We start from the raw sequence: 14,904 nt of genomic DNA, 5'->3' as shown, positions 1-14,904 counted from the left end.
TCATCATGAGCGAGTCAGCACTGATCGGTATCGATCTCGGCAAACATACTTTCCACCTGCACGGCCAGGATAAGTCGGGCTGTGAGGTGTTTCGCAAAAAATGCTCACGGACGCAAATGATGCAGTTTTTCGGCAACTCGCCGAGCTGTATCGTGGTGATGGAGGCCTGTGCGGGGTCGCACTATGTTGCTCGTCAGTTGGCGGCAATGGGGCACACGGCCAAGCTGATTTCTCCGCAGTTCGTTAAGCCCTTCGTCAAGGGCAATAAAAACGACTTTGTCGACGCTGAGGCAATCTGCGAAGCCGCTTCGCGCCCATCTATGCGCTTCGTCACGCCTAAAACCGAATCCCAGCAAACCCTGTCCGTGCTACACCGGATGCGCGAATCGCTGGTGCATGACCGCACCAAAACGGCTAATCAGATGCACGGTTTCCTGCTGGAGTTTGGGATCAGTCTGCCCAAAGGGTTGGCCATCATGAAGCGTCTGGCGAGCGCCTTGGCCGAGCATGAATTACCCGTTCGTCTGACGATATTGTTGCAACGCCTGCACGACCACTTTGCCTACCTGGATGAGCAAATCAAGGTCTTGGACAAAGAGCTGGCGGGCCAACTGGCCGACGATGATCTGGGCAGTCGTTTGCTGAGTCTTCCATGTGTCGGCCCGATCACCGCCAGCCTGCTGGCTGTAGAAATGGGCGACGGCAAGCAGTACCGATGCAGTCGGGACTTTGCCGCCTCAGTGGGCTTGGTGCCCAGACAGTACAGCACCGGTGGCAAGGCCAACTTGCTGGGAATCAGCAAGCGTGGTGACAAGCACCTGCGACAACTGTTGGTGCAGTGTTCCAGGGTCTATATGCAAAATCTGGAGCACCAAAAAGGCGCCTTGGCCGATTGGGTGCGCTCATTGCTAAGTCGACGACATTCGAATGTCGTGGCCTGTGCCCTGGCTAACAAACTGGCGCGTATCGCTTGGGCGATAGCCGCTCACCATACGCAATATGAAGCAGGGCCAGACGCCTTGAACGCCTGACCCCGCGGTTGTTGCAGTACCACGATTCACCTTCAGGTTTTGCGATAGCTGAACAACAGATGATGTGAACGGCACACCGGCCTGGCGAAGATCCTGACATAAAAATCGGCTTCAGAAGCCGACGGGTTTTTAAGGATCGTCAGGCGCGACTCTCATCGTGGCGCTGGGGCATGCCCCAAACAGACGCCGGATAGATTTAAGCAAGCCAACCACACCACCCGTTAATCAGTATTGCAAAAATGGGGGTGACCATAGATTTTTATTGGTCTTTCGGGCCTCATCGCGGGCAAGCCCGGCTCCCACAGTTGATGGCATTTCTTCAAGTACAACTCGGTCAATGTGGGAGCCGGGCTTGCCCGCGATGAGGTCATCAGCCGCGCCCGACACCCCAGGCCAATTGCCTCACCTCCAGCCACCCGGTAAAGTGCCGCTCCCCCCGTATCACCCGAGGTATCCCCCATGACCCAGACCTTTGATATTGCCGTAATCGGCGCCACCGGCACGGTGGGCGAAACCTTGGTGCAGGTGCTCGAAGAGCTGGAGTTCCCGGTAGGCACGCTTCACTTGTTGGCCAGCAGTGAGTCGGCCGGGCATTCAGTGCCGTTTCGCGGCAAGAATGTACGGGTGCGGGAAGTCGACGAGTTTGACTTCAGCAAGGTGCAACTGGTGTTCTTCGCTGCCGGCCCGGCCGTTACCTTGAGCTTCGCCCCGCGGGCTACCGCTGCCGGCTGTGGGGTGATCGACCTGTCTGGCGCGTTGCCGGCCGATCAGGCGCCACAGGTAGTGCCGGAGGCCAATGCTCATGTCTTGAGCACCCTGAAGAAGCCGTTTCAACTGAGCAGTCCAAGCCCATCGGCCACTGCCTTGGCGGTGGTGCTGGCACCGTTGCGCGGCTTGTTGGATATCCAGCGTGTCAGCGTTACCGCCAACCTGGCCGTTTCGGCCCAGGGGCGCGAGGCAGTGAGCGAGCTGGCCCGGCAAACTGCTGAGCTGCTGAATGTGCGCCCGCTGGAGCCAAAATTCTTTGATCGGCAGATGGCGTTCAACCTGTTGGCTCAGGTCGGCACCCCGGACGCTCAGGGGCATACCGCCCTGGAAAAACGCCTGGTGCACGAGTTGCGCGCGGTCCTGGATATGCCTTTACTGAAAATTTCCGTCACCTGCGTTCAAGCCCCGGTGTTTTTTGGCGATAGCTTGAGTGTGTCGTTGCAACTGGGCGCTGCGGTCAATCTGGAGGCGGTCAATCAGGCGTTGGAGGCGGCTCCAGGTGTCGAGCTGGTGGAGGCGGGTGATTACCCTACCGCCGTGGGCGATGCCGTCGGCCAGGACGTGGTTTATGTGGGGCGGGTTCGTGCAGGTGTTGATGATCCTGCGGAACTAAATCTGTGGCTGGCGTCAGATAACGTACGCAAAGGTGCCGCGCTCAACGCCGTGCAACTGGCGCAGTTGTTGATAAAAGACCTTGTGTAAAAGATACTTGGCGTCAATTTGTAGATTGATTCTAGCCAGGCGCTATGCTTGGCCCTGTGCAGAAAAAATTGCGCGCCGGTGATCGATCGGCGTGCCATGCCTTATGGCAGCGGTATCCAACCTTCTCGCCGGGCGGGGAGTGTTCAAACTAAGGATGAGGCTATGGTTCAAGTTCGCAAACTGGTGTTAGCAATAGCGGCCGCCTCGGCGCTGTCCTCCGGTATGGCGCAAGCGCTGCAACTTGGGGAGATGACCCTCAAGTCGAAGCTGAACCAGCCGCTGTCGGTGGAGATCGAGTTGCTGGATGTCGGGGGCCTGAGCGCTTCCGAGATCGTTCCCAGCCTAGCTTCCTCCCAGGCCTTTGTGGATGCCGGCGTTGATCGTCAGGCTTTTCTCGATGACCTGACCTTTACCCCGGTGCTCAATCCCAACGGTCGCAGCATGGTGCGTGTTACCTCCAGCAAGCCGTTGCCTGATTCCTACGTACGCTTCCTACTGCAGGTGCAATGGCCTAATGGTCGGTTGATGCGCGACTACAGCGTGTTGCTTGATCCGGCCAAGTTTGAGCAAACCCCCTCGGCACCGGATGCTCCTGCACCGCGACTGAGTGCGCCTGCGGCTTCCGCCCCCGCAGTCAGCAAGTCCGCCGAACACACTACGACGTCCCACGACACTTTGTGGGAAATCGCCGCAAAAAACCGTAATGGCGCATCGGTCCAGCAAACCATGCTGGCCATCCAGGCGCTGAACCCGGATGCGTTTATCGACGGTAATATCAACCGACTGAAGACCGGCCAGGTCTTGCGTCTGCCGGACTCGGTACAGAGCACCAGCCTGCCGCAATCCCAGGCGATTGCCGAAGTGACCGCGCAGAATACCGCCTGGCGCCAGGGGCGCCGCAGCGGCAACCCGGTTGCGGGGAAATCGCAACTGGATGCCACCAAACGCACTCAGGTAGGTAATGCACCGTCCCAGACCCGTACCCAGGACAACTTGAGCCTGGTGTCGGCCGAAGCCGCCAAGGCCGGGGTGAAAGGTGCTGCCGGTGACGGCAAGGCCTTGAACAACAAGCTGGCGGTGACCCAGGAAAGCCTGGATTCGACCCGCCGCGAGAATGAAGAACTGAAGAGCCGCATGGCTGACCTGCAAAGTCAGTTGGACAAGCTGCAGCGGCTGATCGAGCTCAAGAACAATCAACTGGCCAAGTTGCAAGGTGAAGGTGGTGTCACGGCGCAACCTGTTGCCACGATGCCTGCTGAATTGGCTGCACAACCGGCAACGCCGGGCGCCGCTCCTGCGGCCGAGGCAACGCCAGCCGCTGCGCCAGCCGAACCTCCCAAGACTGACACGGCCCCGACTGCCGAAGGCAAGTTCAATGACCTGCTGACCAACCCCATCGTGCTGGGCGTGGTCGGTGGTGCGGCCGGTTTGCTGGTGCTGTTGCTCCTGCTGTTGTGGGCCCGTCATCGCAACGCCCGCCTGGAGCAGGAAAAGCACCTGCGCATGGCGCGAGCGCTGGCCGAAGAGCCGGCGTTCTCCCCGAGCGCTGAGCATGATTTGCCGTCCGATAGTTTCGAAGGCCTTGAAGTCCCGCCGCCTAACGTCAAGCTGGCTCCAGCTCCAGCTCCAGCTCCAGTCGTGGCGCCGGTCATTGCTCCAGTGATCGAACCAGTGGCGCCGGTCGCCGCCGAGCGTCCGGCCGATGCCATGGCGCAAGCCCAGTCCCATATTGATCGTGGTCATTTGAATCAGGCCGCTGAAGTCCTGGAAGAAGCCATCAAACAAGAGCCCACGCGCAGCGACCTGCGGCTCAAATTGATGGAAGTCTATGGCCAGCAGGGTGACAAGGACGGGTTCGTCACCCAGGAGCGGCAACTGGTCGCCAATGGTGAAAATCACGCACAGGTCGAGCAACTGAAAGGCCGTTTCCCGACCATGGCCGTACTGGCTGCCGGAGTTAGCGCTGCCGTCGCGGCGGCGGCGCTGGATGCGCAATACGTCAAGGACCTGCTTAAGGACGAACCTGCTCCACCCGCCGCAGCACCTGATGCGGACGCCTTTGACACGGATTTCGACCTCAGCCTGGACGATCTTGAGGCCGCCTCTCCAGCGGTTGTTAACCCGGCGTCGGATGACCTGAGTTTTGAGTCGGTCTTGCAGCGACAGACCGAGCCCAAGACCAGCCAGGGCGACTTGTCGGATTTCGACCTGGACCTGCAGCTTGATCCTCCGTCTTCTCAGGCCGATGACGACTTCATGTCGGGCCTTGAAGAGCAAATGAAGGACCTGCCGCCGGTCGAGCCGCCAACCCTGACGCCTGCCGCGCTGGATGACTTGGACTTGCCGGAAGATTTCGATCTGTCCCTGGCCGACGAGCCGGACGTGTCCGAGGCGCCCAAGCCGAACGCGTTCTCCTCGGAGCTTGATGACGTCAACGCCGAGTTGGGTCGTCTGTCCCAGAGCCTTGAGCATCCACCGATCGAGCCGACCTTCACGGCTGAAGACGCGGCGGTGGGTCATGATGAGCCGGATTTCGATTTCCTCTCCGGCACCGACGAAGTGGCCACCAAGCTGGATCTGGCTCAGGCCTATATCGATATGGGTGACGCTGATGGCGCCCGGGATATCCTGGGAGAGGTGCTCAGCGAGGGGGATGCCGGTCAAAAGAGTGAAGCCAAGGAAATGCTCAGCCGGTTGGCTTGATAGGATCACTTGCACTAAAAACGGCGGCCTTCGGGCTGCCGTTTTGCTTTCTGGGGGCGAAGAAAAGTAGCCCGCACATGGCATCCAGCTCCCGTCGCCTTATAATGGCCGCCTTTGCGCAACTCATCAGGCTCTCAGCTCTTGGCAAATATAGATAACGCGGCCGCCGAAATGGCGGCCGCAGGCTTTTTCAGAATCGCGCTGGGCGTGGAATACAAAGGCTCGCGCTATCGCGGCTGGCAGCGCCAGGCGTCTGGCGTGCCGACGGTGCAGGAAACCCTCGAGAAGGCCCTGTCGAAAGTCGCCGACTCGCCGGTTTCGCTGATGTGTGCCGGGCGTACCGATGCCGGTGTGCATGCTTGTGGGCAAGTGGTGCACTTCGATACCCAGGCCGAGCGCTCGATGAAGGCCTGGGTGATGGGCGCCAATATCAATTTGCCCCACGACGTCAGCGTCAGTTGGGCCAAGGTCATGCCTGCGGACTTTCACGCGCGGTTCAAGGCCATTGCCCGGCGCTACCGCTATGTGATCTACAACGATCAGATTCGCCCGGCGCACCTGAATGAAGAAATCACCTGGAATCACCGTCCGCTGGACGCCGAGCGCATGGCGCAAGCGGCTCAGCATTTGGTGGGGGTCCATGATTTCAGCGCGTTTCGAGCCGGCCAATGCCAGGCCAAGTCGCCGATCAAGGAAGTCCACCACCTGCGCGTGACCCGTCACGGCAAGATGATCGTCCTCGATATTCGCGCCGGGGCGTTCCTGCACCACATGGTGCGCAATATCGCCGGCGTGCTGATGACCATTGGTACCGGCGAGCGCCCGGTGGAGTGGGCCAAGGAAGTGCTGGAGAGCCGGGTACGTCGCACCGGCGGAGTGACCGCGCATCCGTTCGGTCTGTACCTGGTGGATGTAGAGTACCGGGACGAGTTCGAGTTGCCGGAACGCTTCATCGGGCCGCACTTCCTCACAGGTTTCAGCGAACTTGGCGGCTGACGCCCGGAAAAGCATTTGTTACCATCCGGGACTTTCTCGGATAACCCCTGAGGTTCCAACGATATGCCAGCCGTTCGCAGCAAGATTTGTGGGATTACCCGCATAGAAGACGCGTTGGCGGCGGTCGAGGCGGGGGCGGATGCGATCGGTTTTGTGTTTTACGCCAAAAGCCCACGGGCGGTGAGTGTGCAGCAGGCGCGGGCGATCATTGCCGCCTTGCCGCCATTTGTGACCACCGTGGGGCTGTTCGTCAACGCCAGTCGCTGCGAACTCAATGAAACCCTCGATGCGGTGCAGTTGGATATGCTGCAGTTCCATGGTGACGAGACGCCGGACGATTGTGAGGGCTATCACCGTCCTTACATCAAGGCGCTGCGGGTCAAGGCAGGTGATGATATTGCGGCCGGTTGCGCGGCATTCGCCGGGGCCAGCGGGATTCTGCTGGATACCTATGTGGAAGGGGTTCCCGGCGGTACGGGCGAGGCGTTCGACTGGTCGTTGATTCCCGAAGGGTTGAGCAAGCCGATCATCCTTGCCGGCGGGCTGTCTCCTGATAACGTCGCGCAGGCGATTGCCCGCGTCAGGCCGTATGCCGTGGACGTCAGTGGTGGGGTAGAGCAGAGCAAGGGCATCAAGGATCACGCGAAGATTCGTGCATTCATGCAGGCGGTTCGCAACAGCAGTGGCACGATGTGACGGCGGGCAATCTGCCGCCGTCCATAACTACCACTGTGTAAAACAGCTCGGCGCCGCCTGTGGGCGGCCTGGAAATGAAGTGGCAACGCTGCGCTGGCAGGTTGTCTGGAAGGCTGAGGACAGATGCAGGAAATGGCCGGTCGAACGTCTGACCCCGTCCTGGATCTGTCATCGCTACATATGAATTTAGCTCAAGGGCATACGCGGGGCTGTGTTCAAGCCACCGGTACTGGAGAAAGAAAGCATGAGCAACTGGTTAGTAGACAAACTGATCCCCTCGATCATGCGTTCCGAGGTGAAGAAAAGCTCGGTCCCTGAAGGTCTTTGGCACAAGTGCCCGTCTTGCGACGCGGTGCTGTACCGTCCGGAGCTGGAAAAGACCCTGGACGTTTGCCCCAAGTGCAATCACCACATGCGTATTGGCGCCCGCGCCCGCATTGATATCTTCCTCGATGCCGATGGCCGTGCCGAATTGGGTGCCGACCTGGAGCCGGTCGACCGCTTGAAGTTCCGCGACGGCAAGAAGTACAAGGACCGCCTGACCGCTGCGCAGAAGCAGACCGGTGAGAAGGACGCACTGATTTCCATCAGCGGCAAGCTGCTGGGCATGCCGGTCGTGGTTTCTGCGTTCGAGTTTTCCTTCATGGGCGGTTCCATGGGCGCCATCGTTGGTGAGCGCTTCGTACGCGCTGCCAACTACGCTCTGGAAAACCGCTGCCCGATGATCTGCTTCGCCGCTTCCGGCGGTGCGCGGATGCAGGAAGCCCTGATCTCCCTGATGCAAATGGCCAAGACCTCGGCGGTATTGGCGCGTCTGCGTGAAGAAGGCATCCCGTTCATCTCCGTGCTGACTGACCCGGTCTACGGCGGCGTTTCCGCCAGCCTGGCGATGCTGGGCGACGTGATTGTCGGTGAGCCCAAGGCTCTGATCGGCTTCGCTGGCCCGCGCGTGATCGAGCAAACCGTTCGCGAAAAACTGCCGGAAGGTTTCCAGCGCAGCGAATTCCTCCTGGAGCATGGCGCGATCGACATGATCATCGCCCGTTCCGAATTGCGTCCACGCCTGGGTAACCTGCTGGCGCAAATGATGGGTCTGCCGACGCCTGAATACGTGCCTGCTCCTGTCGAGCTGATTGTCGTGCCTCCGGTGCCTGCAAACCTATGACCCAACGTACCCTGGGCGAATGGCTCGCCTACCTTGAGCAGTTGCATCCGTCCGCCATCGACATGGGCCTGGAGCGCTCGCAACAGGTAGCGACCCGCCTTGGGTTGGGCAGGCCAGCGCCGCAGGTGATCACGGTCACAGGTACCAACGGCAAGGGTTCTACCTGCGCTTTTGTCGCGGCCTTGCTGCAAGCCCAGGGATTGAAAGTCGGCGTCTACAATTCGCCGCATTTGCTGCGCTACAACGAGCGTGTGCAACTCAATGGTGACGAAGCCACTGATGAGCAGCTCTGCGAAGCCTTCGCCGCGCTCGATGCCGGGCGTGGCGAGATCTCCCTGACCTACTTTGAAATGGGCACGTTGGCGGCGCTCTGGCTGTTCGAGCGTGCGCAGTTGGACGTGGTGGTGCTCGAAGTCGGTCTCGGTGGGCGTCTGGATACGGTCAATGTGGTGGATGCCGACCTGGCGCTGGTCACCAGCATTGGTGTCGATCACGTGGACTATCTTGGCGATACACGTGAGTCCGTGGCTTATGAAAAGGCCGGGATCTTCCGTCAGGGCAAACCTGCGCTGTGCGGCGACCTCGACCCGCCGCATACCTTGCTGGATAAGGTGTTGGAGCTGGACTGTCCATTCTTCCTGCGTGGTCGTGATTTCAATCTCGAGATGGGTGACCAGCATTGGCAATGGCGCGGGCTTGACGCTCGTGGTCAGACGGTTGAACTGCGCGACTTGCCGCTGCTCAACCTGCCGATGGAAAACGCCGCGCTCGCGCTGCAAGCCTACCTGTTGCTGGATTTGCCCTGGAATGCCGAGCAGATTGCCGCTACCTTGCAAGGTACCCGTGTGGTTGGGCGTCTGGATCGGCGTGCGTTCCAGTGGAATGGCAAGCGCCTGAACCTGATGCTGGATGTGGGGCATAATCCTCATGCGGCTGAATATCTGGCCCAGCGCCTGTTGCGTACACCGCCTGTCGGTCGTCGCCTGGCGGTGTTCGGGCTGTTGTCCGATAAGGACCTGGAAGGTGTTGTTGCGCCGTTGCTGGGCAATGTTCAGGCTTGGGCCGTTGCACCGCTGGATACGCCTCGCAGTCGACCGGCGTCCGAGTTGCAGGCTGCATTGCAGAACCTTGGTGCCCAGGTGGCGTCCTATGCAAGCGTGACCGAAGCGCTGGAGGCTCAGTGCGCGGTGGCGACGCCCGAGGATGAGATTCTGTTGTTCGGATCATTTTATTGTGTTGCCGAGGCGCTTGAATGGTTGGCCCGGCGCTCCACGGAGGAAGCTGCACATGGCATTACTGGATAGCGCGTACAAGCAGCGAATGGTCGGAGCCCTGGTTCTGGTGGCACTGGCCGTGATTTTCCTGCCCATGCTGTTTTCCCGGCAGGACGAGCAGCGTCAGGTGGTCGTCGAGGCGCCGGCTGCACCTCAAGCACCTGTGGTGCCTCAGGTTCAGGTTGAGCCCGTGGTAGTTCCTGAGCCGCAAGCACTGCCTCAGGAACCGGTGCCTACTGACGAAGAGCTGGCCGAGCAGCAAGCACCGTCAATGCCGGTGCAGCCGAGCGCTCCTGTGGTGAAGCCGGCTCCAGCGGCCCCTGCCGTTGTGGTCAAACCTGCTGTGCCGGCGCCTGCGCCCAAGCCAGTGGTTCCGCAGCCGGCGGCACCTGGCAAGCCGGATGTCGGGCAGAGTCGTATTGATCCCAATGGTTTGCCGATCAGTTGGTCGGTCCAGCTTGCCAGCTTGGCTAATCGTGAAAGCGCCGAAAGCCTGCAGAAGACCCTGCGCAGTCAGGGTTACAACGCCTATATCCGTAGTGCCGATGGCAAGAACCGGGTATTTGTCGGGCCGCTGATCGAGCGGGCCGAGGCTGACCGCTTGCGGGACCTGCTGGGTCGCCAGCAGAACCTCAAGGGGTTTGTAGTGCGGTTCCAGCCGGAGAAGGGTTGAAAACGAGGCGGGAAGGGTAACCTTCCCGCCTTATTCTTTTCTGCTATCCCATTGATTTCAAATGCACTGCTAATCACAGCTTACCGATAGCCCAGCGCTCTGCTAAAATGCGCCGCCTTATCCGTCTGTAGGCTGCACTGTGCCATTTACCTGGGTTGACTGGGCGATCGTTGCAATCGTCGCCATCTCCGCTTTGATCAGTCTAAGCCGCGGCTTCGTTAAAGAAGCTCTATCGTTGCTGACTTGGATCGTCGCAGGGGTTGTAGCCTGGATGTTCGGTGGTTCATTGGCTGTTTACCTCGCCGGGTACATCGAAACACCTTCGGCTCGTGTCATCGCGGGCTGCGCCATCATGTTCATCGCCACGCTGCTGGTGGGAGCAATGGTCAATTATCTTATCGGCGAATTGATACGCGTCACCGGCCTCTCCGGGACCGATCGATTTCTCGGCATGGCCTTCGGTGCCGCACGGGGTGCGTTGCTGGTGGTCGTGGCGGTCGGGCTATTGAGCCTGGGGCCGGTACAGCAGGATTCGTGGTGGCAGGAGTCGAGTCTCGTGCCAAAATTTCTATTGGTTGCAGACTGGTCCAAGAACCTCATATTGGGGTGGAGCAGTCAGTGGCTGGCCAGCGGAATCAGCGTACCCGCTGATCTTCCGTTCAAGGAACATCTCTTGCCGGCCAAAACGCCGCAGTAAGTTGTGTTCAGTCAAGATTCATTAAGTAGGGGTTGCGTCGCATGTGTGGCATCGTCGGTATCGTCGGTAAGTCGAACGTCAATCAGGCGCTGTATGACGCGCTAACCGTGCTCCAGCACCGCGGCCAGGATGCTGCCGGTATTGTGACCAGCCACGACGGCCGGTTATTCCTGCGCAAGGACAATGGCCTGGTACGTGACGTGTTCCATCAGCGTCACATGCAGCGCCTGGTCGGCCACATGGGCATTGGCCATGTACGCTACCCGACGGCAGGCAGCTCGACCTCGGCCGAAGCTCAGCCGTTTTACGTCAACTCGCCTTACGGCATCACCCTGGCGCATAACGGTAACCTGACCAATGTTGAACAATTGGCCAAGGAGATCTACGAATCTGACCTGCGCCACGTCAACACCAACTCGGACTCCGAAGTCCTGCTGAACGTGTTCGCTCACGAGCTGGCCCAGCGCGGCAAGCTGCAGCCTACTGAAGAAGACGTGTTCGCCGCGGTCACTGACGTTCATAACCGTTGCGTCGGTGGTTATGCCGTTGTGGCGATGATCACCGGCTACGGTATCGTCGGCTTCCGCGACCCACATGGTATTCGTCCGATCGTTTTCGGCCAGCGTCACACCGACGAAGGCGTTGAATACATGATCGCCTCCGAAAGCGTGTCCCTGGACGTACTGGGCTTCACCCTGATCCGTGACCTGGCGCCGGGCGAAGCGGTGTACATCACTGAAGACGGCAAGCTGCACACCCGTCAGTGTGCCCTTAACCCGACACTCACCCCGTGCATCTTCGAGCACGTCTACCTGGCGCGTCCGGATTCGATCATCGACGGCGTTTCGGTGTACAAGGCGCGCCTGCGCATGGGCGAGAAGCTGGCCGAGAAGATCCTGCGCGAGCGTCCTGAGCACGATATCGACGTGGTCATCCCGATTCCGGATACCAGCCGCACCGCAGCCCTGGAATTGGCCAACCATTTGGGCGTCAAGTTCCGCGAAGGTTTCGTCAAGAACCGTTACATCGGCCGCACCTTCATCATGCCGGGCCAGGCGGCCCGCAAGAAGTCGGTACGTCAGAAGCTCAACGCCATCGAGCTGGAGTTTCGCGGCAAGAACGTAATGCTGGTGGATGATTCCATCGTGCGTGGCACCACTTGCAAGCAAATCATCCAGATGGCCCGTGAAGCGGGGGCGAAGAATGTGTACTTCTGCTCCGCTGCGCCGGCGGTGCGTTACCCGAACGTCTACGGCATCGACATGCCGAGCGCTCACGAACTGATCGCCCACAATCGTTCTACCCAGGACGTTGCGGACCTGATCGGCGCCGATTGGCTGATCTATCAGGACCTGCCGGACTTGATCGAAGCGGTCGGCGGCGGCAAGATCAAGATCGAACAGTTCGACTGCGCCGTATTCGACGGCAAGTACGTGACCGGGGATGTCGACGAGGCCTACCTGAATAAGATCGAGCAGGCACGTAACGACTCCTCGAAGATCAAGACCCAGGCGGTCAGCGCGATCATCGATCTGTATAACAACTGAGTAAATACCGGCCCTGAGGGGCCGGTTTTGTATCTTTGATAAAGCATTGAGTTGAGGAGTGGCAGCATGAGTCAGGAATGGGATGCCGGTCGGTTGGACAGCGACCTCGATGGCGTAGCTTTCGATACCCTGGCTGTGCGCGCTGGCCAGCACCGCACACCGGAAGGCGAACACGGTGATCCGATGTTCTTCACTTCCAGCTATGTTTTCCGTACCGCAGCCGATGCTGCGGCGCGCTTTGCCGGTGAAGTACCGGGCAACGTCTATTCACGCTACACCAACCCCACTGTGCGGGCGTTCGAAGAGCGTATCGCGGCGCTTGAGGGGGCAGAGCAAGCCGTTGCTACTGCAACGGGCATGGCTGCCATCCTTGCGGTGGTGATGAGCCTGTGCAGTGCTGGCGACCACGTGTTGGTGTCCCGTAGCGTGTTTGGCTCGACCATCAGCCTGTTCGAGAAGTACTTCAAGCGTTTTGGTATTGAAGTGGACTACGTGCCACTGGCTGAGCTGGCCGGCTGGGACGCGGCGATCAAGGCTAATACCAAGCTGCTGTTTGTCGAGTCGCCGTCCAACCCGCTGGCTGAATTGGTGGACATCGCCGCGTTGGCCGAAGTGGCCCATGCCAAAGGCGCGATGCTGGTGGTGGACAACTGCTTCTGCACCCCGGCCCTGCAGCAGCCGCTGAAACTGGGTGCAGACATCGTCGTGCACTCGGCCACCAAGTTCATCGACGGCCAAGGCCGTTGCATGGGCGGTGTGGTTGCGGGGGCAAGCGAGCAGATGAAGGAAGTGGTGGGCTTCTTGCGCACCGCTGGCCCAACCCTCAGCCCGTTCAATGCCTGGATCTTCCTCAAGGGCCTGGAAACCCTCAGCCTGCGGATGAAGGCCCATTGTGCCAACGCCCAGGCGCTGGCCGAATGGCTGGAGCAGCAGGAGGGTATCGAGAAGGTCCATTACGCTGGTCTCAAGAGCCACCCGCAACATGAGTTGGCCCAGCGCCAGCAACGTGGTTTTGGCGCGGTGGTGAGTTTCGAGGTCAAGGGCGGCAAAGAGGGCGCCTGGCGCTTTATCGATGCGACCCGGTTGATTTCCATTACCGCCAACCTGGGGGACAGCAAAACCACCATCACCCACCCAAGCACCACCTCCCATGGGCGCCTGGCGCCGCAGGAGCGGGAAGCTGCGGGCATTCGTGACAGCCTGATTCGTATCGCGGTCGGTCTGGAAGATGTGGCTGACTTGCAGGCAGACCTGGCCCGCGGGTTGGCAGCCTTGTGATCGAGTGGTCCATGGAAGCGGCAGGGGCAAGTAACGGTCGGGTTGCGCTGGTGACTGGCGCAGCGCGGGGCATCGGCCTGGGTATCGCGGCCTGGCTGGTCAGTGAAGGCTGGCAGGTGGTGCTGGCGGACCTGGATCGCGAGCGCGGCTCCAAGGTCTCCAAGGTGCTGGGGGAGAGCGCCTGGTTTATCACCATGGACGTGGCCGATGAGCAGCAGGTGGCCCTCGGGGTTGCCGAAGTGCTCGGCCAGTTCGGGCGCCTGGATGCATTGGTGTGCAATGCGGCGGTGGCGGATCCGCGCAACATTACCCTGGAAAGCTTGGACCTTGCGTACTGGAACCGGGTCATGGCGGTCAATCTCAGTGGGCCGATGTTGCTGGCCAAGCATTGTGCGCCGTACCTGCGGGCCCATGGCGGTGCCATCGTCAATCTGGCATCGACCCGGGCCCGCCAGTCGGAGCCGGACACCGAAGCCTACGCGGCGAGCAAGGGCGGTTTATTGGCCCTGACTCACGCGCTGGCCATCAGTCTGGGGCCAGAGGTGCGGGTCAATGCCGTCAGCCCTGGCTGGATCGATGCCCGTGACCCTGCTGCACGTCGTGCCGAGCCGCTGACGGACGCCGATCATGCTCAGCACCCGGCGGGCAGGGTAGGGACCGTGGAGGACGTGGCGGCGATGGTGGCGTGGTTGTTGTCGCGCAATGCCGGGTTTGTCACGGGGCAGGAGTTTGTGGTGGACGGCGGGATGAGCAAGAAGATGATTTACAGCGAGTAAGGGCGGCGACGTTCTTGACGCTATTTTGTCTTTTTCAGAAAAACTTCAAGCGGGCTATTGACTTAGGTCCGCCATCTGCGTAAATTTCGCGGCCTCAACGAAGCAAAGGGTGATTAGCTCAGCTGGGAGAGCATCTGCCTTACAAGCAGAGGGTCGGCGGTTCGATCCCGTCATCACCCACCACTTCTTGAGAGTTTTGCCTTAGGGCAAGACGCAACGTTAAAGGTTGCACCGACGCGCAGCGGTAGTTCAGTCGGTTAGAATACCGGCCTGTCACGCCGGGGGTCGCGGGTTCGAGTCCCGTCCGCTGCGCCATATTTCCAAGTCTGATGTGTCAGATTTGAGATTGAGCAACCAAGGTTGATCAGTCAGATGTTTGAAGGCGGTTGAAGGTGACACTTCAGCAAGTCCTGAAGGTTCAAGCAGACGCAAGTCTGAGCGATACGCAGCGGTAGTTCAGTCGGTTAGAATACCGGCCTGTCACGCCGGGGGTCGCGGGTTCGAGTCCCGTCCGCTGCGCCATATCTGTTCCAGGGTCCACTGAAGGCCCTGAGACGCCAAGGAAAGCCACTGGCTTGATTGGATCGATAGCAAAGAC

General features: G+C 60.1%; 12 protein-coding genes and 3 tRNA genes. All 15 read left to right on the top strand.

What is annotated here, in order from left to right:
- Window positions 1-5 precede the first annotated feature (5 nt).
- The 15 genes from HKK55_RS15320 to HKK55_RS15250 all read left to right on the top strand — a co-directional run bounded on the left by HKK55_RS15320 (window position 6) and on the right by HKK55_RS15250 (window position 14,828).
- Entirely contained in the window at window positions 6-1,031 is a 1,026-nt protein-coding gene (locus HKK55_RS15320) for an IS110 family transposase (protein ID WP_169353046.1), read from the top strand.
- A gap of 459 nt (window positions 1,032-1,490) precedes the next feature.
- Window positions 1,491-2,501 carry an aspartate-semialdehyde dehydrogenase gene (locus HKK55_RS15315; protein ID WP_169355450.1) on the top strand — a complete coding sequence of 337 codons (1,011 nt, stop codon included), beginning with the start codon at window positions 1,491-1,493 and terminating at the stop codon, window positions 2,499-2,501.
- 162 nt (window positions 2,502-2,663) lie between these two features.
- Window positions 2,664-5,204, top strand: coding sequence for a FimV family protein (locus HKK55_RS15310; protein ID WP_169355449.1), 2,541 nt, complete (start codon window positions 2,664-2,666; stop codon window positions 5,202-5,204).
- Window positions 5,205-5,375: 171 nt separating this feature from the next.
- Window positions 5,376-6,200, top strand: a complete 825-nt coding sequence (gene truA / locus HKK55_RS15305) for a tRNA pseudouridine(38-40) synthase TruA (RefSeq protein ID WP_169357877.1) — start codon at window positions 5,376-5,378, stop codon at window positions 6,198-6,200.
- A gap of 63 nt (window positions 6,201-6,263) precedes the next feature.
- Entirely contained in the window at window positions 6,264-6,896 is a 633-nt protein-coding gene (locus HKK55_RS15300) for a phosphoribosylanthranilate isomerase (RefSeq protein WP_169355448.1), read from the top strand.
- Between the two features lie 244 nt (window positions 6,897-7,140).
- Window positions 7,141-8,061 carry an acetyl-CoA carboxylase, carboxyltransferase subunit beta gene (accD, locus tag HKK55_RS15295; protein ID WP_169355447.1) on the top strand — a complete coding sequence of 307 codons (921 nt, stop codon included), beginning with the start codon at window positions 7,141-7,143 and terminating at the stop codon, window positions 8,059-8,061.
- Window positions 8,058-9,365: a bifunctional tetrahydrofolate synthase/dihydrofolate synthase gene (gene folC, locus HKK55_RS15290; protein WP_169355446.1), complete on the top strand. Its 1,308-nt coding sequence runs from the start codon at window positions 8,058-8,060 to the stop codon at window positions 9,363-9,365. Before accD ends, folC begins: the two co-directional genes overlap by 4 nt.
- On the top strand, window positions 9,349-10,008 hold the full coding sequence (locus tag HKK55_RS15285) for an SPOR domain-containing protein (RefSeq protein WP_169355445.1): 660 nt from the start codon (window positions 9,349-9,351) through the stop codon (window positions 10,006-10,008). The genes folC and HKK55_RS15285 overlap by 17 nt, the downstream gene beginning before the upstream one ends.
- Before the next feature lie 139 nt (window positions 10,009-10,147).
- Window positions 10,148-10,705, top strand: a complete 558-nt coding sequence (locus HKK55_RS15280) for a CvpA family protein (protein ID WP_169355444.1) — start codon at window positions 10,148-10,150, stop codon at window positions 10,703-10,705.
- A 41-nt stretch (window positions 10,706-10,746) separates the two neighbouring features.
- Complete coding sequence (gene purF, locus HKK55_RS15275; protein ID WP_169355443.1) at window positions 10,747-12,252, top strand: amidophosphoribosyltransferase; 1,506 nt, start codon at window positions 10,747-10,749, stop codon at window positions 12,250-12,252.
- A 66-nt stretch (window positions 12,253-12,318) separates the two neighbouring features.
- Window positions 12,319-13,530 (top strand): O-succinylhomoserine sulfhydrylase, encoded by a 1,212-nt coding sequence (locus tag HKK55_RS15270; RefSeq protein WP_169355442.1) that lies wholly within the window; start codon window positions 12,319-12,321, stop codon window positions 13,528-13,530.
- 11 nt (window positions 13,531-13,541) lie between these two features.
- Complete coding sequence (locus tag HKK55_RS15265) at window positions 13,542-14,306, top strand: SDR family oxidoreductase (RefSeq protein ID WP_169355441.1); 765 nt, start codon at window positions 13,542-13,544, stop codon at window positions 14,304-14,306.
- Window positions 14,307-14,413: 107 nt separating this feature from the next.
- Window positions 14,414-14,489, top strand: a tRNA-Val gene (locus HKK55_RS15260).
- 55 nt (window positions 14,490-14,544) lie between these two features.
- Window positions 14,545-14,621 (top strand) — tRNA-Asp (locus tag HKK55_RS15255).
- Between the two features lie 130 nt (window positions 14,622-14,751).
- Window positions 14,752-14,828, top strand: a tRNA-Asp gene (locus HKK55_RS15250).
- Window positions 14,829-14,904: the final 76 nt, after the last annotated feature.

This window comes from Pseudomonas sp. ADAK18, assembly GCF_012935695.1.
Taxonomy (GTDB): domain Bacteria; phylum Pseudomonadota; class Gammaproteobacteria; order Pseudomonadales; family Pseudomonadaceae; genus Aquipseudomonas.
This window is presented reverse-complemented; position numbering and strand designations above follow the sequence as displayed.